Source organism: Micromonospora sp. WMMD714, from assembly GCF_029581315.1.
In the GTDB taxonomy this organism is placed as follows: Bacteria; Actinomycetota; Actinomycetes; order Mycobacteriales; family Micromonosporaceae; genus Micromonospora; species Micromonospora rifamycinica.
The window spans coordinates 1,059,672-1,080,262 of sequence record NZ_CP120744.1; the positions used below are offsets into that span (position 1 = coordinate 1,059,672).

Genomic DNA, 20,591 nt, shown 5'->3' on the forward strand with positions numbered 1-20,591 from the left:
CCGGGTCAGGCGGCGGTGGCCCGGCCGACACGGTGCACGGTGCCGGCCAGGGCGGTCAGGTCCCGCCGGATCGCGCCCTCCACCGTCCGGGCCGCCAGGCCGCCGAAGAGCAGCGCCACCATCCGGCCGTACGGGGCGGTCGGCACCGCCCGGTGCTCGACGGTGACGGCGGTACGGCCCCGGCGGCGACGCTGCACGGCACGCAGGGTCCAGGTGATCCGGTAGTCCACCCCGATGCCGGGGGAGCTGAGCACCAGCCGGTGCGGCGGCTCGGCGGCGAGCACGACGAACTCCTCCGGCTGGTCGCCGCCGTCCGGCCGGGTGCGGGTCTCCCGCCACGCGGTGCCCGGGGCGAGCCGCCCGGGGGTGAGCAGTTCGACGGCGCTGACCGTGCAGAGCCAGTCGACGCGGACCGGCAGGTCGGTCAGGAGTGCCCACACGTCGACAGCCGACGCCTCGACGAACTCGGTGACCGCAACCGTCGACATGACACCTCCCGTGTCGTCCACCGTACGGGGGGTGAGCGGTCCCCGGGGGGCCGGTCGGCGAAAATTCCGTCACCGGCGCCCCGGGCGGGGCACCGGTGACCGGTCACTCAGGGGCGGAACAGCCCCTCCCGCACGGCGTCGACGAACGCCGTCCAGCCCGGCGGGCCGATGACCAGGGCCGGACCCGACGGGTCCTTGGAGTCGCGTACCCCGACCACCGCCCGGGTACGGGCGAGATTGTCCGCCACCTCCACACAGAGCCCCTGGTCGTTCGAGCGGCTACTGGTGCGCCACACCGCGCCGACGAGATCGTTCATCCTCGTACCTCCTGTCCACTGGGTCGTGCCACGCCGGCACACCCCACGTCGCCGACGGGAGGCGGGCGGCGCGGGGTGTGTCGACGGAATCGGTGGAACCAACGCGGCAGGGGACGCTGACGATCGGACAGCCGGTGCGACCGGTGCGAACCGGCGGGCCGGAGCCGGGCGGACACGAGCAGACCGACAGCACGGCTGGCGGACGAGCAGACCGGCGGACCGGAATCCGGCCGGACCGGTGGTCAGCGGGCGGGCAGGATCCGCCCGGTGACCTCACCGAGGGCGACGGTGGTGCCGTCCGGGCCGGGGGCGGTGGCCCGCAGGGTGACCGTGTCCCCGTCGGCCAGGAAGGTGCGGGCTTCGCCGCCGACGGTCACCGGTTCGGCGCCGCCCCAGGTCAGTTCCAGGAACGAGCCGACCTGCCCACGTTCCGGGCCGGAGACCGTGCCCGAGGCGTACAGGTCGCCGGTGCGCAGGGACGCACCGTTGACGGTCAGGTGGGCCAACTGCTGGGCCGGGGTCCAGTACATGCCGGCGAACGGCGGCTCGGTGACCCGCTCGCCGTTCCACTCGACCGTCAGCCGCAGGTCGAGCCCCAGGTGCGGGGTCTGTCGCAGGTAGTCCTGCACCGGCGGCTCCTGCGTCGGGGCCGGCACGAACGCGTCGGCCAGGGCGTCCAGCGGGGTCACCCAGGCGGAGACGGAGGTGGCGAAGGACTTGCCGAGGAACGGCCCGAGCGGCTGGTACTCCCAGGCCTGGATGTCCCGGGCCGACCAGTCGTTGACCAGCACCACCCCGAAGACGTGGTCGGTGAAGTCGGCGGTGGACACCCGGTCACCCAGCGCGCTCGGCACCCCCACCACGAAGCCCACCTCGGCCTCGATGTCGAGGCGTGCCGACGGGCCGACGGTCGGACCCTGGCCGGAGGGGCGCTGCCCGGTCGGGCGGACGATCGGGGTGCCGGAGACGACCACCGTGCCGGCCCGGCCGTGGTAGCCGATCGGCAGGTGCCGCCAGTTCGGCAGCAGCGGTGGCTGACCGGGACGGAAGATCTGCCCGACGTTGCCGGCGTGGTGTTCCGAGGAGTAGAAGTCGACGTAGTCGGCCACCGCGAACGGCAGCAGCAGCTCGACCTCGGCCAGCGGCACCAGCAGCGGCTCGACGGCGGGCCGGTGCGCCGGGTCGGTGAGCAGCTCGACGAGGCGCTGCCGGACCGCGGTCCACTGCGGGCGGCCCAGCGCCATGAAGTCGTTGAGGGAGGACCGGCCGAACGCCCCGGCGGCGAGTACCAGCCCCGCCGCTTCCGCGCCGGCCAGGTCGAACACCAGATCGGCGACGCGTACCCCGATCCGGGGCGGTCGCCCGTCGTGCCGGAACACCCCGTACGGCAGGTTGGTCACCCCGTACGGCGACCCGTCCACGCCCGGTACCCAGCTCATCGGTCGAATCCCCCGTTCACCAGCCCCAGCCGGATCAGATCGGTCAGTGGTTCCCGGACGCTGCACGAGCCGAATCCGCCCCACAGCGGCCGGTCGGCGTCGCCGGCCGCCCGGACCGGCTCGACCAGCCGCGCCGCGTCGGTGGCGGCGAGCAGGACGGCCACCTCGTCCACCTCGGCGCCGTCGACGGCGGCGAGGGTGGCGGCCAGCACGTTACCGAAGCCGTGGTGGGTGAAGCCGGTTTCCGGGTCGAGGTGGCGCACCGCGTGGTGCAGCCCGGCGGTCAGCTTGAACGGCAGGCCCCGGTCCCGGCAGGCGCAGATCACCGCGGCCAGCTCGACCGGGGTGGGGAAGAGTTCGGCGGCCAACCCGCCGGTGCGGAACTTCGCGGCGACCGGCAGGCCGGTGGCGCGGGCCTCGGCGAGGGTGTCCAGCGCGCTGGTCAGCCCGAAGGTGAGCGGCAGTTCGGCGTACCAGTCGAGGTCGTCGCGCCGGGTGACCAGGTCGTGCAGCGCGGTCAGGCCGGGCCGGGGGTCCTCGCCGCGTCGGGCGACCGCCACCTCGACCTGCCGGACGGTGGTGCCGGCGGCGTCGAGGCGGGCCAGCGCGGCGGGCAGCCGGTCGAGGCCGGTGTCCCCGATCAGCCCGGTCACGACGCCCTCGGCCAGGCCGTCCAGTTCGCCGGCGACGACGGCGGAGGCGGGCACCAGCAGCGGGCCCACCAGGTCGGCGTACCAGGAGACGCGGTGTTCGTGGTGCGCGGCGACCGCGTCGGGCAGCGACGCGCTCCCGGGTGGGAAGACGGCGGCGTCGTCGACGAGCCCGGCGAGGAGGCGGGGGACCTGCGTTGACACGAGACAAGAATCTACGGGACGCTGTCAAGGAACGGACAGTGCCGTCCGGTTACCGGACGCCGCCGGCCGGATATCGGGACAATACGGGAGGCGACATGCCGTACTACCGCAGCGTCGGCGAGGTGCCCCGCAAGCGGCACACCCAGTTCCGCCAGCCCGACGGCAGCCTCTACACCGAGGAGCTGATGGGCCAGGAGGGCTTCTCCGCCGACGCGTCCCTGCTCTACCACCGGTACCCGCCGACCGCGATCGTCGCCGCCGAGGAGTTCACCCCACCCGGGTACACCCGGCTGCCGAACCATCCGCTCAAGCCGCGCCACCTGCGCACCCACAAGCTCGACGGCGCGGGGGCCGACCCGGTGCTCGGCCGGCGTCACCTGCTCGCCAACGACGACGTCCGGATCGGGTACGCGCTGGCCGACCGCCCGTCCCCGCTCTACCGCAACGCCACCGGCGACGAGTGCCTCTACGTCGAGGCGGGCACGCTGCGGCTGGAGTCCAGCTTCGGCGCGCTCGACCTGGTCGCCGGCGACTACGCGGTGATCCCCACCTCGACGGTCCACCGGCTGGTCCCCACCGGCGACACCCCGGTCCGGCTGCTGACCATCGAGGCCACCGGGCACATCGGCCCGCCCAAGCGCTACCTCTCGGCGCGCGGCCAGTTCCTGGAACACTCGCCGTACTGCGAGCGGGACGTCCGGGGACCGGACGCGCCCCTGCTGGTCGACGGCACCGAGGTCGAGGTGCTGGTCCGCCACCGGGCCCGGACGGCCACCGGCACCGTCTGGACCCGGCACGTCTACGCCCACCACCCGTTCGACGTGGTCGGCTGGGACGGGCACCAGTACCCGTGGGCGTTCTCCATCCACGACTTCGAGCCGATCACCGGCCGCCTCCACCAGCCGCCACCGGTGCACCAGACCTTCGCCGGGCCGAACTTCGTGATCTGCTCGTTCGTGCCCCGCAAGGTCGACTACCACCCGGACGCCATCCCGGTGCCGTACCACCACCACAACGTCGACTCCGACGAGATGCTCTTCTACACCGGCGGCAACTACGAGGCCCGGCGCGGCTCCGGCATCGAACAGGGCTCGATCTCGCTGCACCCGTCCGGTTTCACCCACGGCCCACAGCCGGGCGCCGCCGAGCGGTCCATCGGCGTCGACTTCTTCGACGAGTTGGCCGTCATGGTCGACACCTTCCGCCCGCTCGACCTCTGCGACGCGGCGGTGGAGTGCGAGGACCCCGGCTACGCCTGGACCTGGAACCGCCGCCCCTGACCCCGGCCTCCGGTCGGCGTGCCGCCCCGGGCTTCCGGACCGCCGATGACCAGCCGACGCCCGGCGGCCTCCCCGCCGGTGCGTCCGCTCGGACACAGCCCGCCAGGCGGCGGGGTGCGGCGCTAGGAGACGCCCGCTCGGGTGCCGGCGACCATGGTGGCCGGCACCGCGACGGTGATCGCGGCCACCAGCGGCCACGGGCTGCCCACCAGGGCGAAGAGCAGGAGCAGGGCCGGCCCGGCCGGGACCGCGTACACCGCGAACGCCAGCGGGCGGTCCTCCCGGCGCAGCACCGGCAGCACCACCCGGCCCAGCCCGGGGACCTGCCTCGCCAGCCGCCAGGCCAGCAGACCGCCCCCGGCCGCCGCCAGCACCGCCACCAGCCGGCTCGCCCCCGCCCCACCGGCGGCCAGGACCGCGACCAGCAGACTGGCCACCAGCGACCAGCCGCAGCCGATCAGGACGAGCCGCCGCAGCCCGGCCCAGACCGGCACCTTCTCCGCCCGGGCCGGGTGCACCGGCGCCAACGCGGCGACCTGTTCCAGCGCCAGCACCCAGCGACGCCGTTCCAGCCGGAGCACCCCCGGGTCGTCCCGCGCCCCGGCCAGCTCCGGATCGAGCCGCAACGCCTCCCGGTAGGCCCGCTCGGCAAGGTCGAACAGCTCCAGCCGGCCGGCGACCAGGGCCAGCACCAGATGCGCCTGCGGCTCGTCGGGGGCCAGCTCCACCCCACGCCAGGCCGCGTCCAGCGCCGGCTGGCCGTTGCGCGCCTCGGCCAGGATCGCCGCCGCGCTCCGTTGGGCGTACGCGTCGGTCGGCCCGGCCGCCAGAATCCGATCGGCGGTACGCGCCGACTCGGCGTACTCCCCCAGGTCGGCCAGGGCGATGGCCCGGATGACCAGCGCAGCGGTCGGCACCACCGCCGGGGCTTCCCCGGGCGGACCGGAACCGACCGCCGGCCCGGGCCGGCTCGACGGCGGGCCGGGCGGTCCCACCGGCTGCGATCCCCCCGGTGAGCCCGGCGGCTCCGACGGGACCGGCGGTATTGGCGATCCGGATGGGGACGGCGGGGCCGACGGGGCCGACGATATTGGCGATCCGGATGGGGGCGGCGGGGCGAATGCCGCCGGTGCTTCCGGCGGATCCGGCGGGCCGCCGATCGCCGCATCGGCGGCGGCGACCGCCGCACCGGGCCGACCGGCGGCGAGGTGCAGCCGGGCCAGCAACGTCAGCGCGGACGGGTCGGCCGGGGCCAGCGCGAGTGCGAAGCCCAGCTCCTCGGCGGCCTCGTCGTAACGGCCCAGCTCGGCCAGCAGTTGGGACCGCTGCCGGTAGCCGTCGAGGGTCGATTCGTCGTCGGTCATCGCGGACCTACCCGGCCGCCGCGTCGTAGACCAGGGCCACCGCGATGCCGGCCAGGCCCTCGCCGCGCCCGGTGAAGCCGAGGCCGTCGCTGGTGGCCGCGGTGACGGTGACCGGTGCGCCGACCGCCGCGGAGAGCACCTGCTGAGCCTCGTCGCGTCGCGGCCCGATCCGCGGCCGGTTGCCGACCACCTGCACCGAGACGTTGCCGATGGCGAACCCGGCCGCGCGGACCCGGCGGGCGGACTCGGTGAGCAGCGTCACCCCGGAGGCGGCGGCCCACTCCGGCTCGTCGACCCCGAAGTTCGCCCCGAGGTCGCCGAGCCCGGCCGCGGAGAGCAACGCGTTGCAGGCGGCGTGCGCGACCACGTCGGCATCGGAGTGCCCGGCCAGGCCGTCCTCGCCGGGCCAGTGCAGGCCGGCCAGCCAGCACGGCCGGCCGGCGGCGAAGGCGTGGATGTCGGTGCCGACGGCGACCCTGGGAACGATCATGAATCGAGGGTACGCGTCAATGCCCCGCGGCCAGCAGCTGCTCGGCCAGGGTCAGATCGAACGGGCGGGTGACCTTCAACGCGTACTCGGAGCCGGGGACGCAGAACACCGGCACGCCCTGCTGCTCGACCAGGCCGGCGTCGTCGGTGAGCGGATCACCGGCGGCGGCGTGCGCGGCGGCCAGCACCTCCCGACGGAACCCCTGCGGGGTCTGCACGGCCCGCAGGGCGGACCGGTCGACGGTGCCGAGGACGACGCCGTCGGCGTCCACCTCCTTGATCGTGTCGACCACGGGCAGCACCGGGATGACCGCCTGGTGACCGGACCGGACCGCCGCCGCCACCGCCTCCACCAGCGCGGACGGGGTGAGCGCGCGGGCCGCGTCGTGCACCAGCACGATGGCCGGACCGGGGGGCACCGCGGCCAGGGCGTTCGCCACCGACGCCTGCCGCTCGGCGCCGCCGGCCACCACCAGGACCGGGGCCACCGGGTCCAGCAGCCGCCGGACCGCGTCGACCTCGGCGGCCGGCGCGGCCACCACCACGGTGTGCACCGACGGCGCGGCGGCGATCCGGCGTACCGCGTGCACCAGCAGGGGCTCGCCGCCGAGCAGCCGCAGCGCCTTGGGGCCGCCCGGACCGAGGCGTACCCCGGCACCGGCCGCAGGAACGAGGACCGCGACGTCACCGCGCGGATTGAGCTGCGCGGTCACGTCGCGGTCCTCGGGAATCTTCGCTACAGGGTCGGGTACGACGATGCGGTCGGATCAGGCCTCGGTGAGGACCTTGTCGAGCAGCGTCTCCGCCTCGTCCTTGGTGCTCTTCTCCGCCAGCGCGACCTCGCCGACGAGGATGTCGCGGGCCTTGGCGAGCATGCGCTTCTCACCCGCGGAGAGGCCCCGCTCCCGCTCCCGGCGCCACAGGTCACGCACGACCTCGGCGACCTTCAGCGGGTTGCCGGAGGCCAGCTTCTCCAGATTCGCCTTGTAACGCCGCGACCAGTTGGTCGGCTCCTCGGTGTGCGGTGCGCGGAGCACGTCGAAGACCTTGCCCAGGCCTTCTTCGCCGACCACCTCACGCACACCCACGATCTCGGCGTTCTCGGCGGGCACCCGAACCGTCAGGTCACCCTGCGCGACCCTCAAGACCAGGTACTCCCTGGGCTCGCCCTTGATGACCCGAGTCTCGATTGCCTCGATGAGTGCGGCCCCGTGGTGGGGGTAAACAACGGTCTCGCCGACGCTGAAAACCATAGGTTCGAAACCCCTTTCGCTGTGTCTAGGGTAACACGCTCAGGCACCAATGTCCCGCTGCCGTCCTGACCGTTGGCGCAGCTCAGGGGCCCTGTGAGAGGTCTTTCTTCAGCTTGACAGGCGGCCAAACCAATGGTTCAAACACGCTCCGTGAGCAGCGGATGACACCCCGGCACGGGTGATCGGAGCGTGGATTTCTCGGGCTATGCGCTCCTCCCATGGTAGCCCGGCGGCGTCCCGGCCGCCCAGGTCTGGCGGCAGGAGGGTACGTGCGGGACGCTGGAGGGGCACCGCACACCGCTCGCCGCACCACTCACCGGGGGTCCGATGGGCATGCCTGACGCAGAGGGCCACGGTCCATCCGACGGCCTGCCCGGCCTCCCGCCGGAGTGGGGTCGGGTGGTCGTGCCGGACGACGCGTCCGCGCTCGCCGACGAGGCCGCCCAGCTCCGACGCGAGCTGCGCCGCCGCGCCTCGGCCGCCCGGCGGCGACGGCTGGGGCCGACCGGGCACCCGGACGGCCGGCCACCGCTCGGGCTACCCCTGCTGATCCTCCTGGTGGCGGTGCTCGCCACCGCCGCCGGCCTGGTCACCGTCACCTGGCCCCGGTCGTCCCGGGGCACCGACCGGCCCACCGTGCTGCCGCAGTCGACCACGCCGGTCCCGCTGGTCGGGCGGTCGCTGCCCGCGCTCGACCTGGTCGACGCCGACCAGACCCCGGTGCCGTTGCGCGGCCTGCTACCCGCCATGATCATCCTGGTGGACAGCTGCGCCTGCGCCGCCCAGCTGGCCGCCGCCGCCGGCGCCGCACCCGGTGGCGTCCAGGTGGTCAGCGTGGCCGGCGGACGCGAGGTCACCCCCGCCCCACCGGTCGGTGGCCGGGTCCGCGCCCTCGCCGACCCCACCGGCGAACTCCGCGCCGCGGTGCACCTGCCCGCCCGGCCCGGTGCCGCCCCGGCGTTGCTGGTGGACCGCGCCGGCACGGTGGTCCGGGTCCTGCCCGAGCTGGGGGGCACCGCCGACTACCGGGACGACCTGGCCCGGCTCGCCGGCTGACCCGGCCGGCCCACCACGGCGTCGCTCAGGGCACCGCGACGACCTGCGCCTCCAGCTCCACCGGCCCCGGCCCCACCGCCGAGAACTCCAACCGGGTACGCCCGTCCGGCCCGGTCAGCTCCCACGCGACCAGCTCACCGTCGCAGTCGGCCTGTCGTCGGTGTGGCGGATCGTCGTGCAGGACCGAGACCAGCAGTGTCCCGTCCCCCGAGCAGCGGTACTGGAGGAGGTGCCGCGCGCCGTCGGCCGCCGACTCCCGGCGGACCGGCACGCCACCGGACCCCAGGGTCATCCGTTCCCGCCACTGGGTGTCGGTGAACGTCGGCAGGCCCACGTCCGGGTCACCGGACCCACCGGTCAGCTCTGTCGACTCCAGCACCCGCCCGGTCCGGAGGTCGAGCACCACCACCCGTCGGGTCGCCTCCACACCGGCCGACGGCCTCGGCGTCACCGCCCGTACCGCCCCGGCGGGGGCGGTCGTCGGAGCGGACGCCGACCACCACCAACCGCCGGTGAGCAGCGCGACCAGGGCCGCGCCGGCCAGTACCGCACCGCGCAGCCGGTCCCCACCGCCCACCTCGACCCCCACCCGGCGAGGGTAACCAGGAGCCGGCGACGACGCGCGGCGCAGCGCCGACCCCGGCCGCTCCGACCAGGCACTTCATCCCGGCCGGGTGCCTACGCACACAGCCCCCACGGCCCCGCCGACGGCCTCCAGGGGCCGCGCAACCTGCCGTACGGCCCCTCCGGAGGCCCACACGACCCACGGAGGCCGGGTGGCGCAGGGCGGCCGGCGTGGCGCAGGGCGGCCGGCGTGGCGCAGGGCGGCCGGCGTGGCGCAGGGCGGCCGGCGTGGCGCAGGGCGGCCGGCGTGGCGCAGGGCGGCCGGCGTGGCGGATCAGGACCGGCGTTCGAGCAGGGCGGCGTAGAGGGTTAGCCCCGGGCCGAAGGCGAGCAGCACGATCCTGCGGGGTGGCACCGCCGCCCGGAGCAACCGGTCCAGGATCAGCAGCACCGTCGGCGACGAGCAGTTGCCGTGCTGGTCGAGGACCGTCCGGGAGGTCGTCAGCGCGTCGACGGGCAGCGCCAGCTCCCGCTCCACCACCTGCAGGATGCGCGGTCCGCCCGGATGCACCGCCCAGCCGTCCACCTCGTCGATCGTCGTGCCGTGCCGGGCCAGCAGGTCGGCGGTCAGCCCCCGGACGTGCGTCGAGAGCACCTGCGGCACCTTCGGCGACAGGCCCATCCGGAAACCGGTGTCGGTGACGTCCCAGGTCATGTGGTCGGCGGTCGAGGTGTCGGTGACCGAGGCGACCTCGCGCAGCGCGTACCCCGCCGTGCCGGCCCCCGCCTCCGGGACCACCACCGCGGCCACCGCGGCGTCGGAGAAGAGGGCGTGCGAGATGATCTGCTGGGTGTCCATCCGGGCCGATGCGGGCTGGATGTGCAGGCTGGTCAGTTCGGCGCAGAGCAGCAGCGCCGGCCGTCCCCGCGCCGCCACGAAGTCGCTCGCCGCACCCAACCCCGGCAGGGCGGCGTAACAGCCCATGTGCCCGACGAACATCCGTTGGGTGTCCGGGGCCATGCCCAGGTCCCGGGCGAGCAGGATGTCCAGCCCGGGGGTGGCGTAGCCGGTGCAGGAACAGACCACGAACAACCCCAGGTCACCCGCCGCGAGCCCGGCTGCGGTCAACGCCCGGCCCACCGCCTCCTTGCCCAGCGGCAACGCCTCCACCTGGTAGCGCCGCATCCGCCGCTCGGTAGGCCAGTCGGAGACGTCCTCCAGCAGCGGGTTGACCGCCGCCTGCCGACGGGACACCCCCGAGTTGGCGAAGATCCGCTCGGCCAACGCGTGGGTGGTGCCCGAGAAGTGCTTCGCGAAGTGACCCGTCCACAGCTCGTCCTGGCTGGCGCCGGGCGGGTGGGCCGTCCCCAACCCCGCGATCAACGGCACGGCCATCCGTCCCCACCTCTCGTCCACACTGCCCGTCCGGCGGTCGCCCCGACCTCCGTCACCCTCACCAACGAGGGGCCGTTCCGTCCCGGTCCGGGTCACCCCCGAGCACCGCCACCCCGAGCCAGTCGGCGCACACGTCCGACGTCGCCGGGTGCAGCGAGCCGCAGCGGGCGTCCCGGTAGAGCCGTTCCAGCGGGTGCCCCCGACGCGTCGCCGAGGTGCCGGCCGCCTCCAGCATGGACGCCGCCACCTCCGCCGCCGTACTGCCGGCGAGCAGCTTCGCCCGCCACACCCACCGGTTCGTCTCGGCGTCGCCGGGGGCGTCGTCGACCCGGCGGGCCGCCTCGGCCACCACGAGCTCCGCCGCCGCCACCGCCGCGTCCGCCCGGCCGAGCCGGGCACGCACCGCCGGCAGGCCACCCAGCTCCCGGGCGTTGAGGTGCTCGGCGGCGGCGTCCACCGCCGACCGGGCCACCCCCACGTAGACGGCGGCATAGCTGGCCACCAGCCAGTGCGGCATGAGCTGGGCGACCACCAGCGCCAACCCCTCCACCCCGCCGAGCAGCCGGTCCGCCGGCACGGTCACGTCCAGGTGCAGGTCGTGCGAGGAGGTGGCCCGCATGCCCAGGGCGTCCCAGGTCGGTTCCACCGTCACCCCCTCCCCGGCGGGCACCAGGAACTGGGAGACCATCGACGGGTCGGCGGCGCTGCGGGCGGCCACCAGATAGCCGTCGGCGTGCCCGGCGCCGGAGCAGAACGTCTTGCTCCCCTTGATCCGCCAGCCGCCGTCGACCGGTTCGTAGACCGTGCTGAGCCGGGACAGCCGGGCACCCGCGCCGCGTTCGCTCATCGCCACCGCGTACCAGGCGCCCTCGGCCGCCGCCCTGAGCAGCCGGTCCCGGGCGGCCAGCGCCTCGTCCGGTACGCCCAACGCATCGGCCAACTCCTCGGTGACCGCCCCGAGCGCGCCGGTGACCGAGGCGTGCATGTTGAACACCAGCGCGGTCGCGCCGTTGCCCCGGGCCAGCTCGGTGGCGACGGCCGCGTACCCGGCGAAGGTGGCGTCCGCGCCACCCAGCCCGGCCGGGACCATCAGCCCGAAGAGTCCGGATGCCCGCAGGTCGGCGAAGTCGTCGACCGGGAACGTGCCGTCCCGGTCGTGTCCGGCCGCCCGCGCGGCGAACCTCGGCGCCAACCGGCGGGCCGCCGCCACTGCGTCCACAGTCATACGGTCCCCTTCCTGGGACTTCCTGGTACCCCCAAGCTGGCCGGCTACCCGCGCCGGACCCCACGGCCCTGGTCCGGCTGCCCCAGCCGGACCCCACGGCCCTGGTAGAGCACCGCGGTCGACCAGGTCGGCCGGATCCCGGGTGCCCGCCCGCGCTGGCCGGGGCCGGCACCACCGGTGGTGCGTCGCACCAGCCAGCCCAGTGTCGCCGGCAGCGACGGCCGGATCCCCCGCACCCGCAGGGCGACACCGTGCCGGGCGCACTCGGCGACCAGCTCCCGGTCGTCCACGAACAACCGTGGGTCGTGGATGCCCCGGGGCACGGTGGGCAGCCGCTCGCCCAACTCCACCGCGACCAGCCGGGCCAGCACGGTGTCGTTCAGGGTGTCCAGCACCAGCAGTCCACCCGGGCGCAGCAGGCGGCACGCCTCGGCGACCGCGGTGCGCCAGTCGGGCACGTGTTCCAGCAGTTCGCCGGCCGCCACCACGTCGGCGCAACCGTCCGCGAGCGGCACCGCCGTGGCGTCACCGGCGAGCACTGTCACCCCGTGCGCCGCCGCCTGCACCAGGGCGGACCGGGTGAGGTCCACCCCGACGTGGCGGTAGCCCCGGCCGGCCAGGTGGGGGGCCATCAGCCCGGCACCGCAGCCCAGGTCGACCACCACCGCGCCGGGCCGGACCGCCGGCGGCACCAGGGCGGCGCGGGCGCGGGCCAGCCAGTGCAGCATCGCGAACGCGCCGTCGGGCCGCCACCACTCCCCGGCCAGGTCGTCGTACTGGCGGGGGTCGTTGGGGGGCAGCACCCGGACACCGCTGGAGACCGCACCGTCACGCATGGCACCGAGCGTGGCACGACCGGCCGGTAACGACCAGACTTCCCATATGTCGCGGAGGGTGTTAGGGCTGGTCAGGGCGAGTCATCCGGAGCCCGGCCTGGCGGTGACCACGGTGGCCGGGCTGCTCGCCGTCGGCGTCGGCCACCGTCCGGCCGGGACGGTCGCCGTGGTACTCACCGTGCTGGCCAGCCAGCTCGCCGTCGGGTGGACCAACGACGCGGTGGACGCCGGGCGGGACGCCACGGTGGGCCGGGCCGACAAGCCGGTCGCCGCCGGGGCGGTGAGCCGCCGTACCGTGGCGGTGGCCGCCGGGCTGGCCGCGCTCGCCACCCCGCTGCTGGCGCTGACCACCAACCCGGTCGCCGCGCTCTGCTACACCGTCGGCCTGGTCTCGGCGCTGCTCTACGACTGGCCGTTGAAGTCCACCCCGGCCTCGGTGCTGCCGTACGCGGTCTCCTTCGGCACGCTGCCCGCCTTCGTGGTGCTCGCCCTGCCGGGGGCACCCGCGCCACCGGTCTGGCTGGTCGTCGCGGGGGCCTGCCTGGGTGCCGGCGCGCACTTCGCCAACGTGCTGCCCGACCTGGCCGACGACGCCCGGACCGGGGTGCGCGGGCTGCCGCACCTGCTCGGTGCCACCGGCAGCCGGCTGGCCGCCGCCGGGCTGCTGCTCGCCGCCACCGTCGCCCTGGTCGTCGGCCCGCCCGGGCCACCGTCGTGGGTCGGCTGGTCGGCCCTCACGGCGGCCGTCGTGGTGCCGGTCGTCGGCTGGTACGCGGGACGCGGTGCCATTCGGGGCGGGGGCCGCTCGGTGGCCGCCTTCCGGGCCGTGCTGGTGGTGGCCCTGATCGATGTGGTCCTGCTGGTGGCGAGCGGTCGGGTGGTCTGACCGGCACCCGCGCGGGTGGCGGCACCGGGTCCGTGTGCGGCCCTCGATCAGCTCCAACTACCCTGGAGCGCGGTCTGCGCGGGTATGACCACCCCGTGCCCGGGGGATGATCCGCACCGGGTGGGGATCGTGACGAGGAGGACCGACGTGACGCGCTCGATCAGGGGTTCCCGGCGGGCCGCCCTGCTGCTGCCCGGCCTGGCGGCGACCGCCCTGCTGGCGACGGGCTGCGGGGCGGGCCAGGTGTCCGAGACCGCCAACAAGCAGCCGTCGGTCCAGGGCGTCAACGTCCAGACGCCGGACGACGCGTACAAGGTGCGCGGCCTCTACGTCGAGTACCCCGGCGAGGACGGCTTCGCCGCCGGTGGGAACGCCGCGATCAACACGGTGATCTACAACGACACGCGGGATCCGGTCACCGTCACCGTCACCACCGACAGCGCCCGGCAGATCGTGCTCACCGGCACGGCCGGCGCGTCGGCCTCCGCCTCGCCGTCGGAGAGCGGGAGCGCCTCCCCGTCGGGCAGCGCCTCGCCGTCCGAGGGCGCTTCACCGTCGGGCAGCGCTTCCCCGTCCGAGGGTGCCTCCCCGTCCGGCAGCGCTTCCCCGTCCGAGGGGGCTTCGCCGTCCGAGGGCGCTTCGCCGTCCGCGCCTGCCGGTGAGCCGGCCCGGATCGAGATCCCGGCGCTCGCTTACGTCCTGCTCAACGTGCAGAGCGGGCGACACCTCCAGCTCGTCGGGTTGAACGAGGAGCTGCGCAGCGGCCAGCAGGTCGACCTGACCTTCGACTTCGGTGGCGGTCGTACCGTCAGCACCCCGGTCCCGGTCGGCGTGCCGCTGAGCCCGGGCGCCCCGGCCCCGCCGATCGTGCACCGCGAGGGCGGCGAGGAGAGCGGCCAGGAGGGCACCTCCGGCCACGGCGGCTGAACCAGCGGCATCCTGTGCACCGACGACACCGTCGGCGTGGTGACCACCACGCCGACGGTGTTTTCGTCACCGGTGGGGGTTAGCGTCCTGGGGTGACCACCTCCCGATCCACGCCCGCCCGCGGCGCGTCCGGCGTGTCCCGGGGCCGGGCCGCCCGTGAGCCCCGTCCCGCCTACGAGTGCGACGCCTGCGGCCACCAACCGCCCAAGTGGGTGGGGCGCTGCCCGGAGTGCGGCGAGTGGGGTTCCGTGGTCGAGTCCACGGTCACCGGGCCGGTCGTCTCCGGCCGGGTGGTCAGCTCCCGGATGCCGGCCGAGCCGGCCCGGCCGATCGCCACCATCAGCGCCGCGCCGGCGCGGGCCCGTCCCACCGGGGTCAGCGAACTCGACCGGGTCCTCGGCGGCGGGCTGGTTCCCGGCGCGGTGGTCCTGCTGGCCGGCGAGCCGGGCGTGGGCAAGTCCACCCTGCTGCTCGACGTCGCACAGCAGTGGGCGGCCACCGCCGGCAGCCCGTCGCTGGTGGTCAGCGGCGAGGAGTCGGTCAGCCAGGTCCGCCTGCGTGCCGAGCGGATGGGCGCCCTGCACGAGCAGCTCTGGCTGGCCGCCGAGAGCGACCTGAGCGCCGTGCTGGGCCACCTCGACGCGGTCAAGCCGGGCCTGCTGGTCCTCGACTCGGTGCAGACCATCTCCACCACCGGCACCGAGGGGGTGCAGGGTGGGGTGACCCAGGTCCGGGCCGTCACCGCCGCCCTGGTCGCGGTCGCCAAGGAGCGCGGCATCGCCACCGTGCTGGTCGGCCACGTCACCAAGGACGGTCAGGTGGCCGGTCCCCGGGTGTTGGAGCACCTGGTCGACGTGGTGCTGCACTTCGAGGGCGACAAGCACTCCTCGCTACGGATGGTGCGGGGGGTCAAGAACCGGTTCGGCGCGGCCGACGAGGTGGGCTGCTTCGAGATGCACGAGGGGGGCATCAGCAGCCTGGCCGACCCGTCCGGGCTCTTCCTCACCCGCTACTCCGAGCCGGTGCCGGGCACCTGTGTCACGGTGGCGATGGAGGGGCGGCGGGCGTTGCTGACCGAGGTGCAGGCGCTGATCGGGGCGACGGTGGCCGGCTCGCCGAGACGTACCGTGTCCGGGCTCGACAGTGCCCGGCTGGCCATGGTGCTGGCGGTGCTCCAGCGCCGCACGGAACGGCTCACCCTGCACGACCGGGAGGTCTTCGCGGCCACCGTCGGCGGGATCCGGGTGGTCGAGCCGGCCGCCGACCTCGCGGTCGCCCTGGCGGTCGCCTCCGGCGGGCTCAACCTGGCCATCGCGCCGCACCTGGTGGCGATCGGCGAGGTCGGGCTGACCGGTGAGGTACGCCGGGTCGGCGCGGTCCCCCGCCGGCTGGCCGAGGCGGCCCGGCTCGGCTTCCGGGTGGCTCTGGTGCCACCCGGTTGCGGCCCCGACAGCACCGGTGCCGGCCCGGACCGGATGCAGGTGACCGAGGTCACGGACGTGCGATCAGCGCTCCAGGCGGTCGCCCGGGCCTCCGCGGAGTGAATCCGGGTGGCGAAGCGCACGGACCGATCGGGCCATACCGAGCAAAGTCCGTCACGGCCTGGCGGGTGGGAAGAATCCGACGCCGCGACACATCACAGTAACCACGGGAGCACCCACCGCAGGGCAGTCCGTAGACTGTGCACGTGCCGACCGACCGCGACGCCGCCAAGCCTGCCGGCGCGACGCCCCACACCCGCGCCGCAGCCGTGGGTTCGCCCGCCCGTCCGATCAGCGTGAGCGTCACCGGAGCGACCGGCAGCGCCGGTGACCCGCTCCGGGCCAATCTCGCCCTGATGGCACCGGGCACCGCGCTGCGTGACGGGCTCGAACGCATCCTGCGCGGCCGTACGGGTGCGCTGATCGTCCTCGGCTACGACAAGGTCGTGGACGGGATCTGCACCGGCGGCTTCCCGATGGACGTCGAGTTCTCCGCCACCCGGGTCCGGGAGCTGTGCAAGATGGACGGCGCGGTGGTGCTCTCCAGCGACGGCACCCGGATCGTCCAGGCCGGCGTACACCTGATGCCCGACCCGTCCATCCCCACCGAGGAGTCCGGCACCCGGCACCGCACCGCCGAGCGGGTGGCCCGGCAGACCGGCTATCCGGTCATCTCGGTCAGCCAGTCGATGCGGATCATCAGCCTCTACGTCAACGGGCAGCGGCACGTGCTGGACGACTCGGCGGCGATCCTCTCCCGGGCCAACCAGGCCCTGGCCACCCTGGAGCGCTACAAGCTCCGCCTCGACGAGGTCTCCGGCACCCTCTCCGCGCTGGAGATCGAGGATCTGGTCACCGTCCGGGACGCGGTCGCCGTGGTACAGCGGCTGGAGATGGTCCGCCGGATCGCCGACGAGATCGCCGGGTACGTGGTCGAGCTGGGCACCGACGGCCGGCTGCTCGCCCTCCAGCTCGACGAGTTGATGGCCGGCGTCGACGCCGACCGTACCCTGGTCATCCGGGACTACCTGCCCACCGGCCGCAAGTCGCGCACCCTCGACGAGGCCCTGGTCGAGCTGGACCTGCTCGGCGCGACCGAGCTGATCGACCTGGTCGCGGTCGCCAAGGCGATCGGCTACCCGGCCGCCTCCGACGCGCTCGACGCGGCGGTCAGCCCGCGTGGGTTCCGGCTGCTGGCCAAGGTGCCCCGGCTGCCGGCGGCGATCGTCGACCGGCTGGTGCTGCACTTCGGCAGCCTCCAGCGGCTGCTCGGCGCCACCGTTGAGGACCTCCAGGCCGTCGAGGGGGTCGGTGACGCGCGGGCCCGGGGCGTCCGGGAAGGGCTCTCCCGGCTGGCCGAGGCATCCATCCTGGAACGCTACGTCTGACCGGCGACGGGTCGTCGACCCGACCGGGGCGGGTCAGCCGACGACGACCAGCTTGACCGGCTCGCTCAGCTTGGTGCCCACCCGGGCGAAGACCTGGTAGTTGCCGGCCGGCGGCAGTGGACCCGAGGCCACCCCCTGGCTGCACCGGCTGGCGTCCATGCCGTTCCAGGTGAGTTGGTAGGAGCGTTCGAAACCAGGGGTGAAGGACTGCACGTCGGAGCCCTTGCCGGTGCCGCAGGTGTCCGACGACCAGACCTTCTCCGCGCCGGACTTGATGAACAACTCCTGCACGTCGGCGCCGACGTCCCGGCTGCAGGTCCGCCCGGACTTGTTCCGGACCTTGAGGCTGAGGTCCACCGGGGCGCCCCGCCGGACCTCGGACGGGAGCGCCACCGGGGTCACCGCGATCTCGCTGTCGGTGCAGGTGCCGTCGTCCACCCCGGCCGGGTTGACCGGCGGTGCGGGCGGATCGGCCGGCGGCGTGGTGCTCGTACCCGACTCGGTGCCCGGCCCGGCCGACGAGTCCGGCGCGTCGGACGGCCCCGCCGGCGACGCGGACCCGGAGGCCGTCGGCGACGGACCACCCGCCGCGGGAGCCGACGACGAGGCACCGGCACCCGGTGTGGTGCTGGTGTCCGCCGACCGGGTGCACGAGTAGAGCAGGACAATCAAGAACAGAAGCCCCGCTCCGAGTACGACGGCACGACGCCGCCAGTACACGGCGGATGGCAGGGGACCGACCGTCAGACGCATGATGCCCCCACCGTAGCGGCGCGACGCACGAGGACCGACCACGACTCGCCGGACGTCCGCCGCCGGGCCGGAAACAACACTCCACACACGACGGTCGAGCGGAGCACGCCCCGGTCCGGCCGCCACCGTCCACCGCGACCCCGACCCGGCACAGCCAGCGCACCGCGACCCGGAACCCGCACAGCCGGCGCACCGCGTCCCCGCCGGTCGTCGTCCGTCCCGCCCGCGCCGGGCCGTCCCCGCACCGCGGGTGTCACCGTCGCGGCCCGGTGGATCACAGGTAGACCTTGCGCTGGTAGACCGCGTGCGCGCCGGCCACCCGGTCGAGGAAGAGCAGCCCGGCGCAGTGGTCGATCTCGTGTTGCAGGGCGCGGGCCTCGAAGCCGTCGGTGACCAGCCGGACCGGCGCACCGCTCCCGGGCAGCGCCCCCTCGACCACCAGCCGGCTGGCCCGCTTCACGTCACCGGTCAGGTCGGGCACCGACATGCAGCCCTCCCGGCCCGGCTTCCACCGGCTCGCCTCCACCACCCGGGCGTTGCAGAGCACGAACGTGCCGTGCACCGTCACCGCCTTCGGATGGCCGGTCACGTCCACCGCGAACACCTGCGCGCCCACCCCCACCTGCGGCGCCGCCAGACCCACGCACCCGGGCGAGACCCGCATGGTGGCGACCAGGTCGGCGGCGAGCCGGACGGTCTCCGCGGCCGTCGGGTCCACCTCCGGCCCCGGCCGACTCAGCACCGGCTCGGGGGCACAGACCACCGGGCGCACCTCCCCCGGCACGCCCAGCGCCGCCGGGGTCCAGCCGCCGAGCCCCACGGACGGCGCCCCACTCACGGATTTCCCCTGGTGGGCGACTGCGGGGCTCGCAAACCCGGCTCACTCCTCGCGCTCCACGGATTCCCCCCGCTGGGCGACTGCGGGGCTCGCAAACCCGGCTCACTCCTCGCGTTCACAGCAGCTCCGGGTCGGCGGGGCGCAGGGACACCCCGACGCCCAGGTCGGTGGCGACCTCGGAGAGCCGGCCGGTCAACCCGGCGGCGCTGCCGGGCGGCAGGTCCACCTCGGCCACCACCACGTAGAGCGGGCCGGCCAGCCGGGTGCTCAGGTCCGTCACGTTGCCGCCGGCCTCGGCGATCACCCGGGTCATCGCCGCCACGATGCCCATCCGGTCCGCGCCGTGCACCGCCAGCACGTACGGCTCACCCGTCGGGGCCGCAGCGCCGTCCGGAGTGACCGCGCGTACGGTGGCCAGTAGTTGACCGTCGGCGGCCAGCGGCGTCAGGGCGGCCTCGACCTCGGCGGCGGCCGGCCCCACACAGATCAACGTCATGGCGAAGTGGCCGCGTAGCCGGGTCATGGTGGAGTCGGTGAGGTTCGCGCCGAGCCCGGCGAGCACCTCGGCGACGTCGGCCACGATGCCGGGCCGGTCCCGACCGATGACGGTGATCGCGAGCTCGCTCATCCGGGCATTCTGCCCGATCCACCCGTCGCCCCGGCGATGCCCCGCCCGGCCCGCCCACCCAGCGGGAAGTGGCCGCGTGACATCATCGTCGACGCGATGACTGAACAGACCTTCACCACCCTGGTCAGCCGGTGGTACGTGCAGAACGCCCGTGACCTGCCCTGGCGGGTGCCGGGGGTCGGGGCCTGGCCGATCCTGGTCAGCGAGGTCATGCTCCAGCAGACGCCGGTGGTACGGGTCCTGCCCGCCTGGCACGCCTGGCTCGCCCGCTGGCCCGATCCCGCCGCCCTCGCCGCCGACACCCAGGCCGAGGCGATCAGGATGTGGGGCCGGCTCGGCTACCCCCGCCGGGCGGTACGGCTGCGCGACTGCGCGGTGGCGATCGTGGAACGGCACGGCGGGCGGGTGCCCGACCAGTTGGAGCAGTTGCTGGCGCTGCCCGGGGTCGGGACGTACACGGCGCGGGCGGTCGCCGCGTTCGCGTTCGGTCAGCGGCACCCGGTGGTCGACACGAACGTCCGGCGGGTCGTCTCCCGGGCCGTCGCCGGGGAACCGGACGCCGGGCCGGCCACCACCCCGGCCGATCTGGTCGCCTGTGCGGAGCTGCTACCCACTGAGCCGAGTGCCGCCGCGCTGGCCAGCGCCGCCTTCATGGAGCTCGGCGCGATCGTCTGCACCGCCCGCTCCCCGCGCTGCCCGGCCTGCCCGGTCGAGTCGATCTGCGCCTGGCGGGCCTCCGGTCAGGTCGCGCCGAGCGGCCCGACCCGCAAGACCCAGCGGTACGCCGGCACCGACCGTCAGGTGCGGGGGCTGCTGCTGGAGGTCCTCCGGGACACCACCGGCCCGGTGCCGCACCAGCGGCTCGACCAGGTGTGGCACGACGACGTACAGCGGGCCCGGGCGCTGGCCGGGCTGGTGAAGGACGGCCTGGTCGAACCGGTCGGCGAGGAGAACTTCCGGCTCGTCGGCGACGGCCCCGCCGTCCAGCCGCTCCCCGGCTGACCCGGGGCACCGGCGGCGGGTACCGCTGACGGCGATCGGGCGTGCCCGCCGGACCACCGGCGCAGCCGACCACCGACGCGACCGGCCGCCGGCTCGGCACGGTCCGCACGGCACACGGCATAAACGA

The 20,591-nt window shown here is 74.9% G+C and carries 22 protein-coding genes; 7 read left to right on the forward strand and 15 right to left on the reverse strand.

Going from position 1 to position 20,591, the window contains the following annotated elements; translation table 11 throughout:
* Positions 1 to 5: 5 nt before the first annotated feature.
* From O7625_RS04815 to O7625_RS04830, 4 genes are all read right to left on the reverse strand, one after another.
* Positions 6 to 488 carry an SRPBCC family protein gene (locus O7625_RS04815; protein WP_067302107.1) on the reverse strand — a complete coding sequence of 161 codons (483 nt, stop codon included), beginning with the start codon at positions 486 to 488 and terminating at the stop codon, positions 6 to 8.
* Positions 489 to 595: 107 nt separating this feature from the next.
* A complete protein-coding gene (locus O7625_RS04820; protein WP_067302111.1) occupies positions 596 to 805 on the reverse strand; it encodes a DUF397 domain-containing protein in 210 nt (69 codons plus the stop codon).
* A gap of 242 nt (positions 806 to 1,047) precedes the next feature.
* Positions 1,048 to 2,244, reverse strand: a complete 1,197-nt coding sequence (fahA, locus tag O7625_RS04825) for a fumarylacetoacetase (protein ID WP_282344599.1) — start codon at positions 2,242 to 2,244, stop codon at positions 1,048 to 1,050.
* Positions 2,241 to 3,098 carry a hypothetical protein gene (locus O7625_RS04830; RefSeq protein WP_282344601.1) on the reverse strand — a complete coding sequence of 286 codons (858 nt, stop codon included), beginning with the start codon at positions 3,096 to 3,098 and terminating at the stop codon, positions 2,241 to 2,243. Before O7625_RS04830 ends, fahA begins: the two co-directional genes overlap by 4 nt.
* A 95-nt stretch (positions 3,099 to 3,193) precedes the next feature.
* Between O7625_RS04830 and O7625_RS04835 the strand changes: the two genes are divergently transcribed.
* Entirely contained in the window at positions 3,194 to 4,378 is a 1,185-nt protein-coding gene (locus O7625_RS04835; RefSeq protein WP_282344603.1) for a cupin domain-containing protein, read from the forward strand.
* Positions 4,379 to 4,500: 122 nt separating this feature from the next.
* On the opposite strand, the gene O7625_RS04840 is transcribed toward O7625_RS04835, so the two are convergent.
* Genes O7625_RS04840 through O7625_RS04855 form a run of 4 tightly spaced genes read right to left on the reverse strand, consistent with a single transcriptional unit; the run spans position 4,501 to position 7,484 of the window.
* Positions 4,501 to 5,742 (reverse strand): tetratricopeptide repeat protein, encoded by a 1,242-nt coding sequence (locus O7625_RS04840; protein ID WP_282344605.1) that lies wholly within the window; start codon positions 5,740 to 5,742, stop codon positions 4,501 to 4,503.
* A gap of 7 nt (positions 5,743 to 5,749) precedes the next feature.
* A complete protein-coding gene (gene ispF, locus O7625_RS04845; RefSeq protein WP_067302128.1) occupies positions 5,750 to 6,232 on the reverse strand; it encodes a 2-C-methyl-D-erythritol 2,4-cyclodiphosphate synthase in 483 nt (160 codons plus the stop codon).
* Between the two features lie 16 nt (positions 6,233 to 6,248).
* Positions 6,249 to 6,944: a 2-C-methyl-D-erythritol 4-phosphate cytidylyltransferase gene (gene ispD, locus O7625_RS04850; RefSeq protein ID WP_282344610.1), complete on the reverse strand. Its 696-nt coding sequence runs from the start codon at positions 6,942 to 6,944 to the stop codon at positions 6,249 to 6,251.
* 54 nt (positions 6,945 to 6,998) lie between these two features.
* Positions 6,999 to 7,484, reverse strand: a complete 486-nt coding sequence (locus tag O7625_RS04855) for a CarD family transcriptional regulator (protein ID WP_013288937.1) — start codon at positions 7,482 to 7,484, stop codon at positions 6,999 to 7,001.
* 327 nt (positions 7,485 to 7,811) lie between these two features.
* On the opposite strand from O7625_RS04855, the gene O7625_RS04860 reads away from it, so the two are divergent.
* On the forward strand, positions 7,812 to 8,540 hold the full coding sequence (locus O7625_RS04860) for a hypothetical protein (RefSeq protein WP_282344612.1): 729 nt from the start codon (positions 7,812 to 7,814) through the stop codon (positions 8,538 to 8,540).
* Between the two features lie 25 nt (positions 8,541 to 8,565).
* On the opposite strand, the gene O7625_RS04865 is transcribed toward O7625_RS04860, so the two are convergent.
* The 4 genes from O7625_RS04865 to O7625_RS04880 all read right to left on the reverse strand — a co-directional run bounded on the left by O7625_RS04865 (position 8,566) and on the right by O7625_RS04880 (position 12,561).
* The gene (locus O7625_RS04865) at positions 8,566 to 9,129 is read right to left on the reverse strand and encodes a hypothetical protein (protein WP_282344614.1); all 564 of its coding nucleotides are present in this window, start codon (positions 9,127 to 9,129) and stop codon (positions 8,566 to 8,568) included.
* A 309-nt stretch (positions 9,130 to 9,438) separates the two neighbouring features.
* Positions 9,439 to 10,500: a 3-oxoacyl-[acyl-carrier-protein] synthase III C-terminal domain-containing protein gene (locus O7625_RS04870; RefSeq protein ID WP_282344615.1), complete on the reverse strand. Its 1,062-nt coding sequence runs from the start codon at positions 10,498 to 10,500 to the stop codon at positions 9,439 to 9,441.
* A gap of 58 nt (positions 10,501 to 10,558) precedes the next feature.
* Positions 10,559 to 11,725: an acyl-CoA dehydrogenase family protein gene (locus O7625_RS04875; protein ID WP_282344616.1), complete on the reverse strand. Its 1,167-nt coding sequence runs from the start codon at positions 11,723 to 11,725 to the stop codon at positions 10,559 to 10,561.
* Positions 11,726 to 11,769: 44 nt separating this feature from the next.
* Positions 11,770 to 12,561 carry a methyltransferase domain-containing protein gene (locus O7625_RS04880; protein ID WP_282344617.1) on the reverse strand — a complete coding sequence of 264 codons (792 nt, stop codon included), beginning with the start codon at positions 12,559 to 12,561 and terminating at the stop codon, positions 11,770 to 11,772.
* Positions 12,562 to 12,607: 46 nt separating this feature from the next.
* On the opposite strand from O7625_RS04880, the gene O7625_RS04885 reads away from it, so the two are divergent.
* The 4 genes from O7625_RS04885 (at position 12,608) to disA (ending at position 17,243) form a co-directional block, all read left to right on the forward strand.
* Positions 12,608 to 13,447, forward strand: coding sequence for a UbiA family prenyltransferase (locus O7625_RS04885; protein WP_282344618.1), 840 nt, complete (start codon positions 12,608 to 12,610; stop codon positions 13,445 to 13,447).
* Positions 13,448 to 13,594: 147 nt separating this feature from the next.
* Positions 13,595 to 14,374: a hypothetical protein gene (locus O7625_RS04890; protein WP_282344619.1), complete on the forward strand. Its 780-nt coding sequence runs from the start codon at positions 13,595 to 13,597 to the stop codon at positions 14,372 to 14,374.
* Between the two features lie 92 nt (positions 14,375 to 14,466).
* Complete coding sequence (gene radA / locus O7625_RS04895; protein ID WP_067302157.1) at positions 14,467 to 15,918, forward strand: DNA repair protein RadA; 1,452 nt, start codon at positions 14,467 to 14,469, stop codon at positions 15,916 to 15,918.
* Positions 15,919 to 16,061: 143 nt separating this feature from the next.
* A complete protein-coding gene (gene disA / locus O7625_RS04900) occupies positions 16,062 to 17,243 on the forward strand; it encodes a DNA integrity scanning diadenylate cyclase DisA (protein WP_067302160.1) in 1,182 nt (393 codons plus the stop codon).
* A gap of 33 nt (positions 17,244 to 17,276) precedes the next feature.
* Here disA and O7625_RS04905 read toward each other — a convergent pair whose 3' ends face one another.
* From O7625_RS04905 to O7625_RS04915, 3 genes are all read right to left on the reverse strand, one after another.
* On the reverse strand, positions 17,277 to 17,996 hold the full coding sequence (locus O7625_RS04905) for a hypothetical protein (RefSeq protein ID WP_282344620.1): 720 nt from the start codon (positions 17,994 to 17,996) through the stop codon (positions 17,277 to 17,279).
* A gap of 274 nt (positions 17,997 to 18,270) precedes the next feature.
* Positions 18,271 to 18,834: a peptide deformylase gene (locus O7625_RS04910; RefSeq protein ID WP_282344621.1), complete on the reverse strand. Its 564-nt coding sequence runs from the start codon at positions 18,832 to 18,834 to the stop codon at positions 18,271 to 18,273.
* 115 nt (positions 18,835 to 18,949) lie between these two features.
* Entirely contained in the window at positions 18,950 to 19,462 is a 513-nt protein-coding gene (locus O7625_RS04915; protein WP_067302170.1) for an ACT domain-containing protein, read from the reverse strand.
* Between the two features lie 96 nt (positions 19,463 to 19,558).
* Between O7625_RS04915 and O7625_RS04920 the strand changes: the two genes are divergently transcribed.
* Positions 19,559 to 20,464: an A/G-specific adenine glycosylase gene (locus O7625_RS04920; RefSeq protein ID WP_282344622.1), complete on the forward strand. Its 906-nt coding sequence runs from the start codon at positions 19,559 to 19,561 to the stop codon at positions 20,462 to 20,464.
* Positions 20,465 to 20,591: the final 127 nt, after the last annotated feature.

Bases quoted from the DNA above. Each gene is read 5' to 3' on its own strand.
- ispF (WP_067302128.1), bottom strand. From the start codon at position 6,232: ATGATCGTTCCCAGGGTCGCCGTCGGCACCGACATCCACGCCTTCGCC.
- O7625_RS04840 (WP_282344605.1), bottom strand. From the start codon at position 5,742: ATGACCGACGACGAATCGACCCTCGACGGCTACCGGCAGCGGTCCCAA.
- O7625_RS04915 (WP_067302170.1), bottom strand. From the start codon at position 19,462: ATGAGCGAGCTCGCGATCACCGTCATCGGTCGGGACCGGCCCGGCATC.
- O7625_RS04885 (WP_282344618.1), top strand. From the start codon at position 12,608: ATGTCGCGGAGGGTGTTAGGGCTGGTCAGGGCGAGTCATCCGGAGCCC.
- O7625_RS04835 (WP_282344603.1), top strand. From the start codon at position 3,194: ATGCCGTACTACCGCAGCGTCGGCGAGGTGCCCCGCAAGCGGCACACC.
- O7625_RS04870 (WP_282344615.1), bottom strand. From the start codon at position 10,500: ATGGCCGTGCCGTTGATCGCGGGGTTGGGGACGGCCCACCCGCCCGGC.
- O7625_RS04860 (WP_282344612.1), top strand. From the start codon at position 7,812: ATGGGCATGCCTGACGCAGAGGGCCACGGTCCATCCGACGGCCTGCCC.
- O7625_RS04855 (WP_013288937.1), bottom strand. From the start codon at position 7,484: ATGGTTTTCAGCGTCGGCGAGACCGTTGTTTACCCCCACCACGGGGCC.
- O7625_RS04875 (WP_282344616.1), bottom strand. From the start codon at position 11,725: ATGACTGTGGACGCAGTGGCGGCGGCCCGCCGGTTGGCGCCGAGGTTC.
- O7625_RS04820 (WP_067302111.1), bottom strand. From the start codon at position 805: ATGAACGATCTCGTCGGCGCGGTGTGGCGCACCAGTAGCCGCTCGAAC.
- O7625_RS04880 (WP_282344617.1), bottom strand. From the start codon at position 12,561: ATGCGTGACGGTGCGGTCTCCAGCGGTGTCCGGGTGCTGCCCCCCAAC.
- fahA (WP_282344599.1), bottom strand. From the start codon at position 2,244: ATGAGCTGGGTACCGGGCGTGGACGGGTCGCCGTACGGGGTGACCAAC.
- O7625_RS04920 (WP_282344622.1), top strand. From the start codon at position 19,559: ATGACTGAACAGACCTTCACCACCCTGGTCAGCCGGTGGTACGTGCAG.
- O7625_RS04815 (WP_067302107.1), bottom strand. From the start codon at position 488: ATGTCGACGGTTGCGGTCACCGAGTTCGTCGAGGCGTCGGCTGTCGAC.
- O7625_RS04905 (WP_282344620.1), bottom strand. From the start codon at position 17,996: ATGCGTCTGACGGTCGGTCCCCTGCCATCCGCCGTGTACTGGCGGCGT.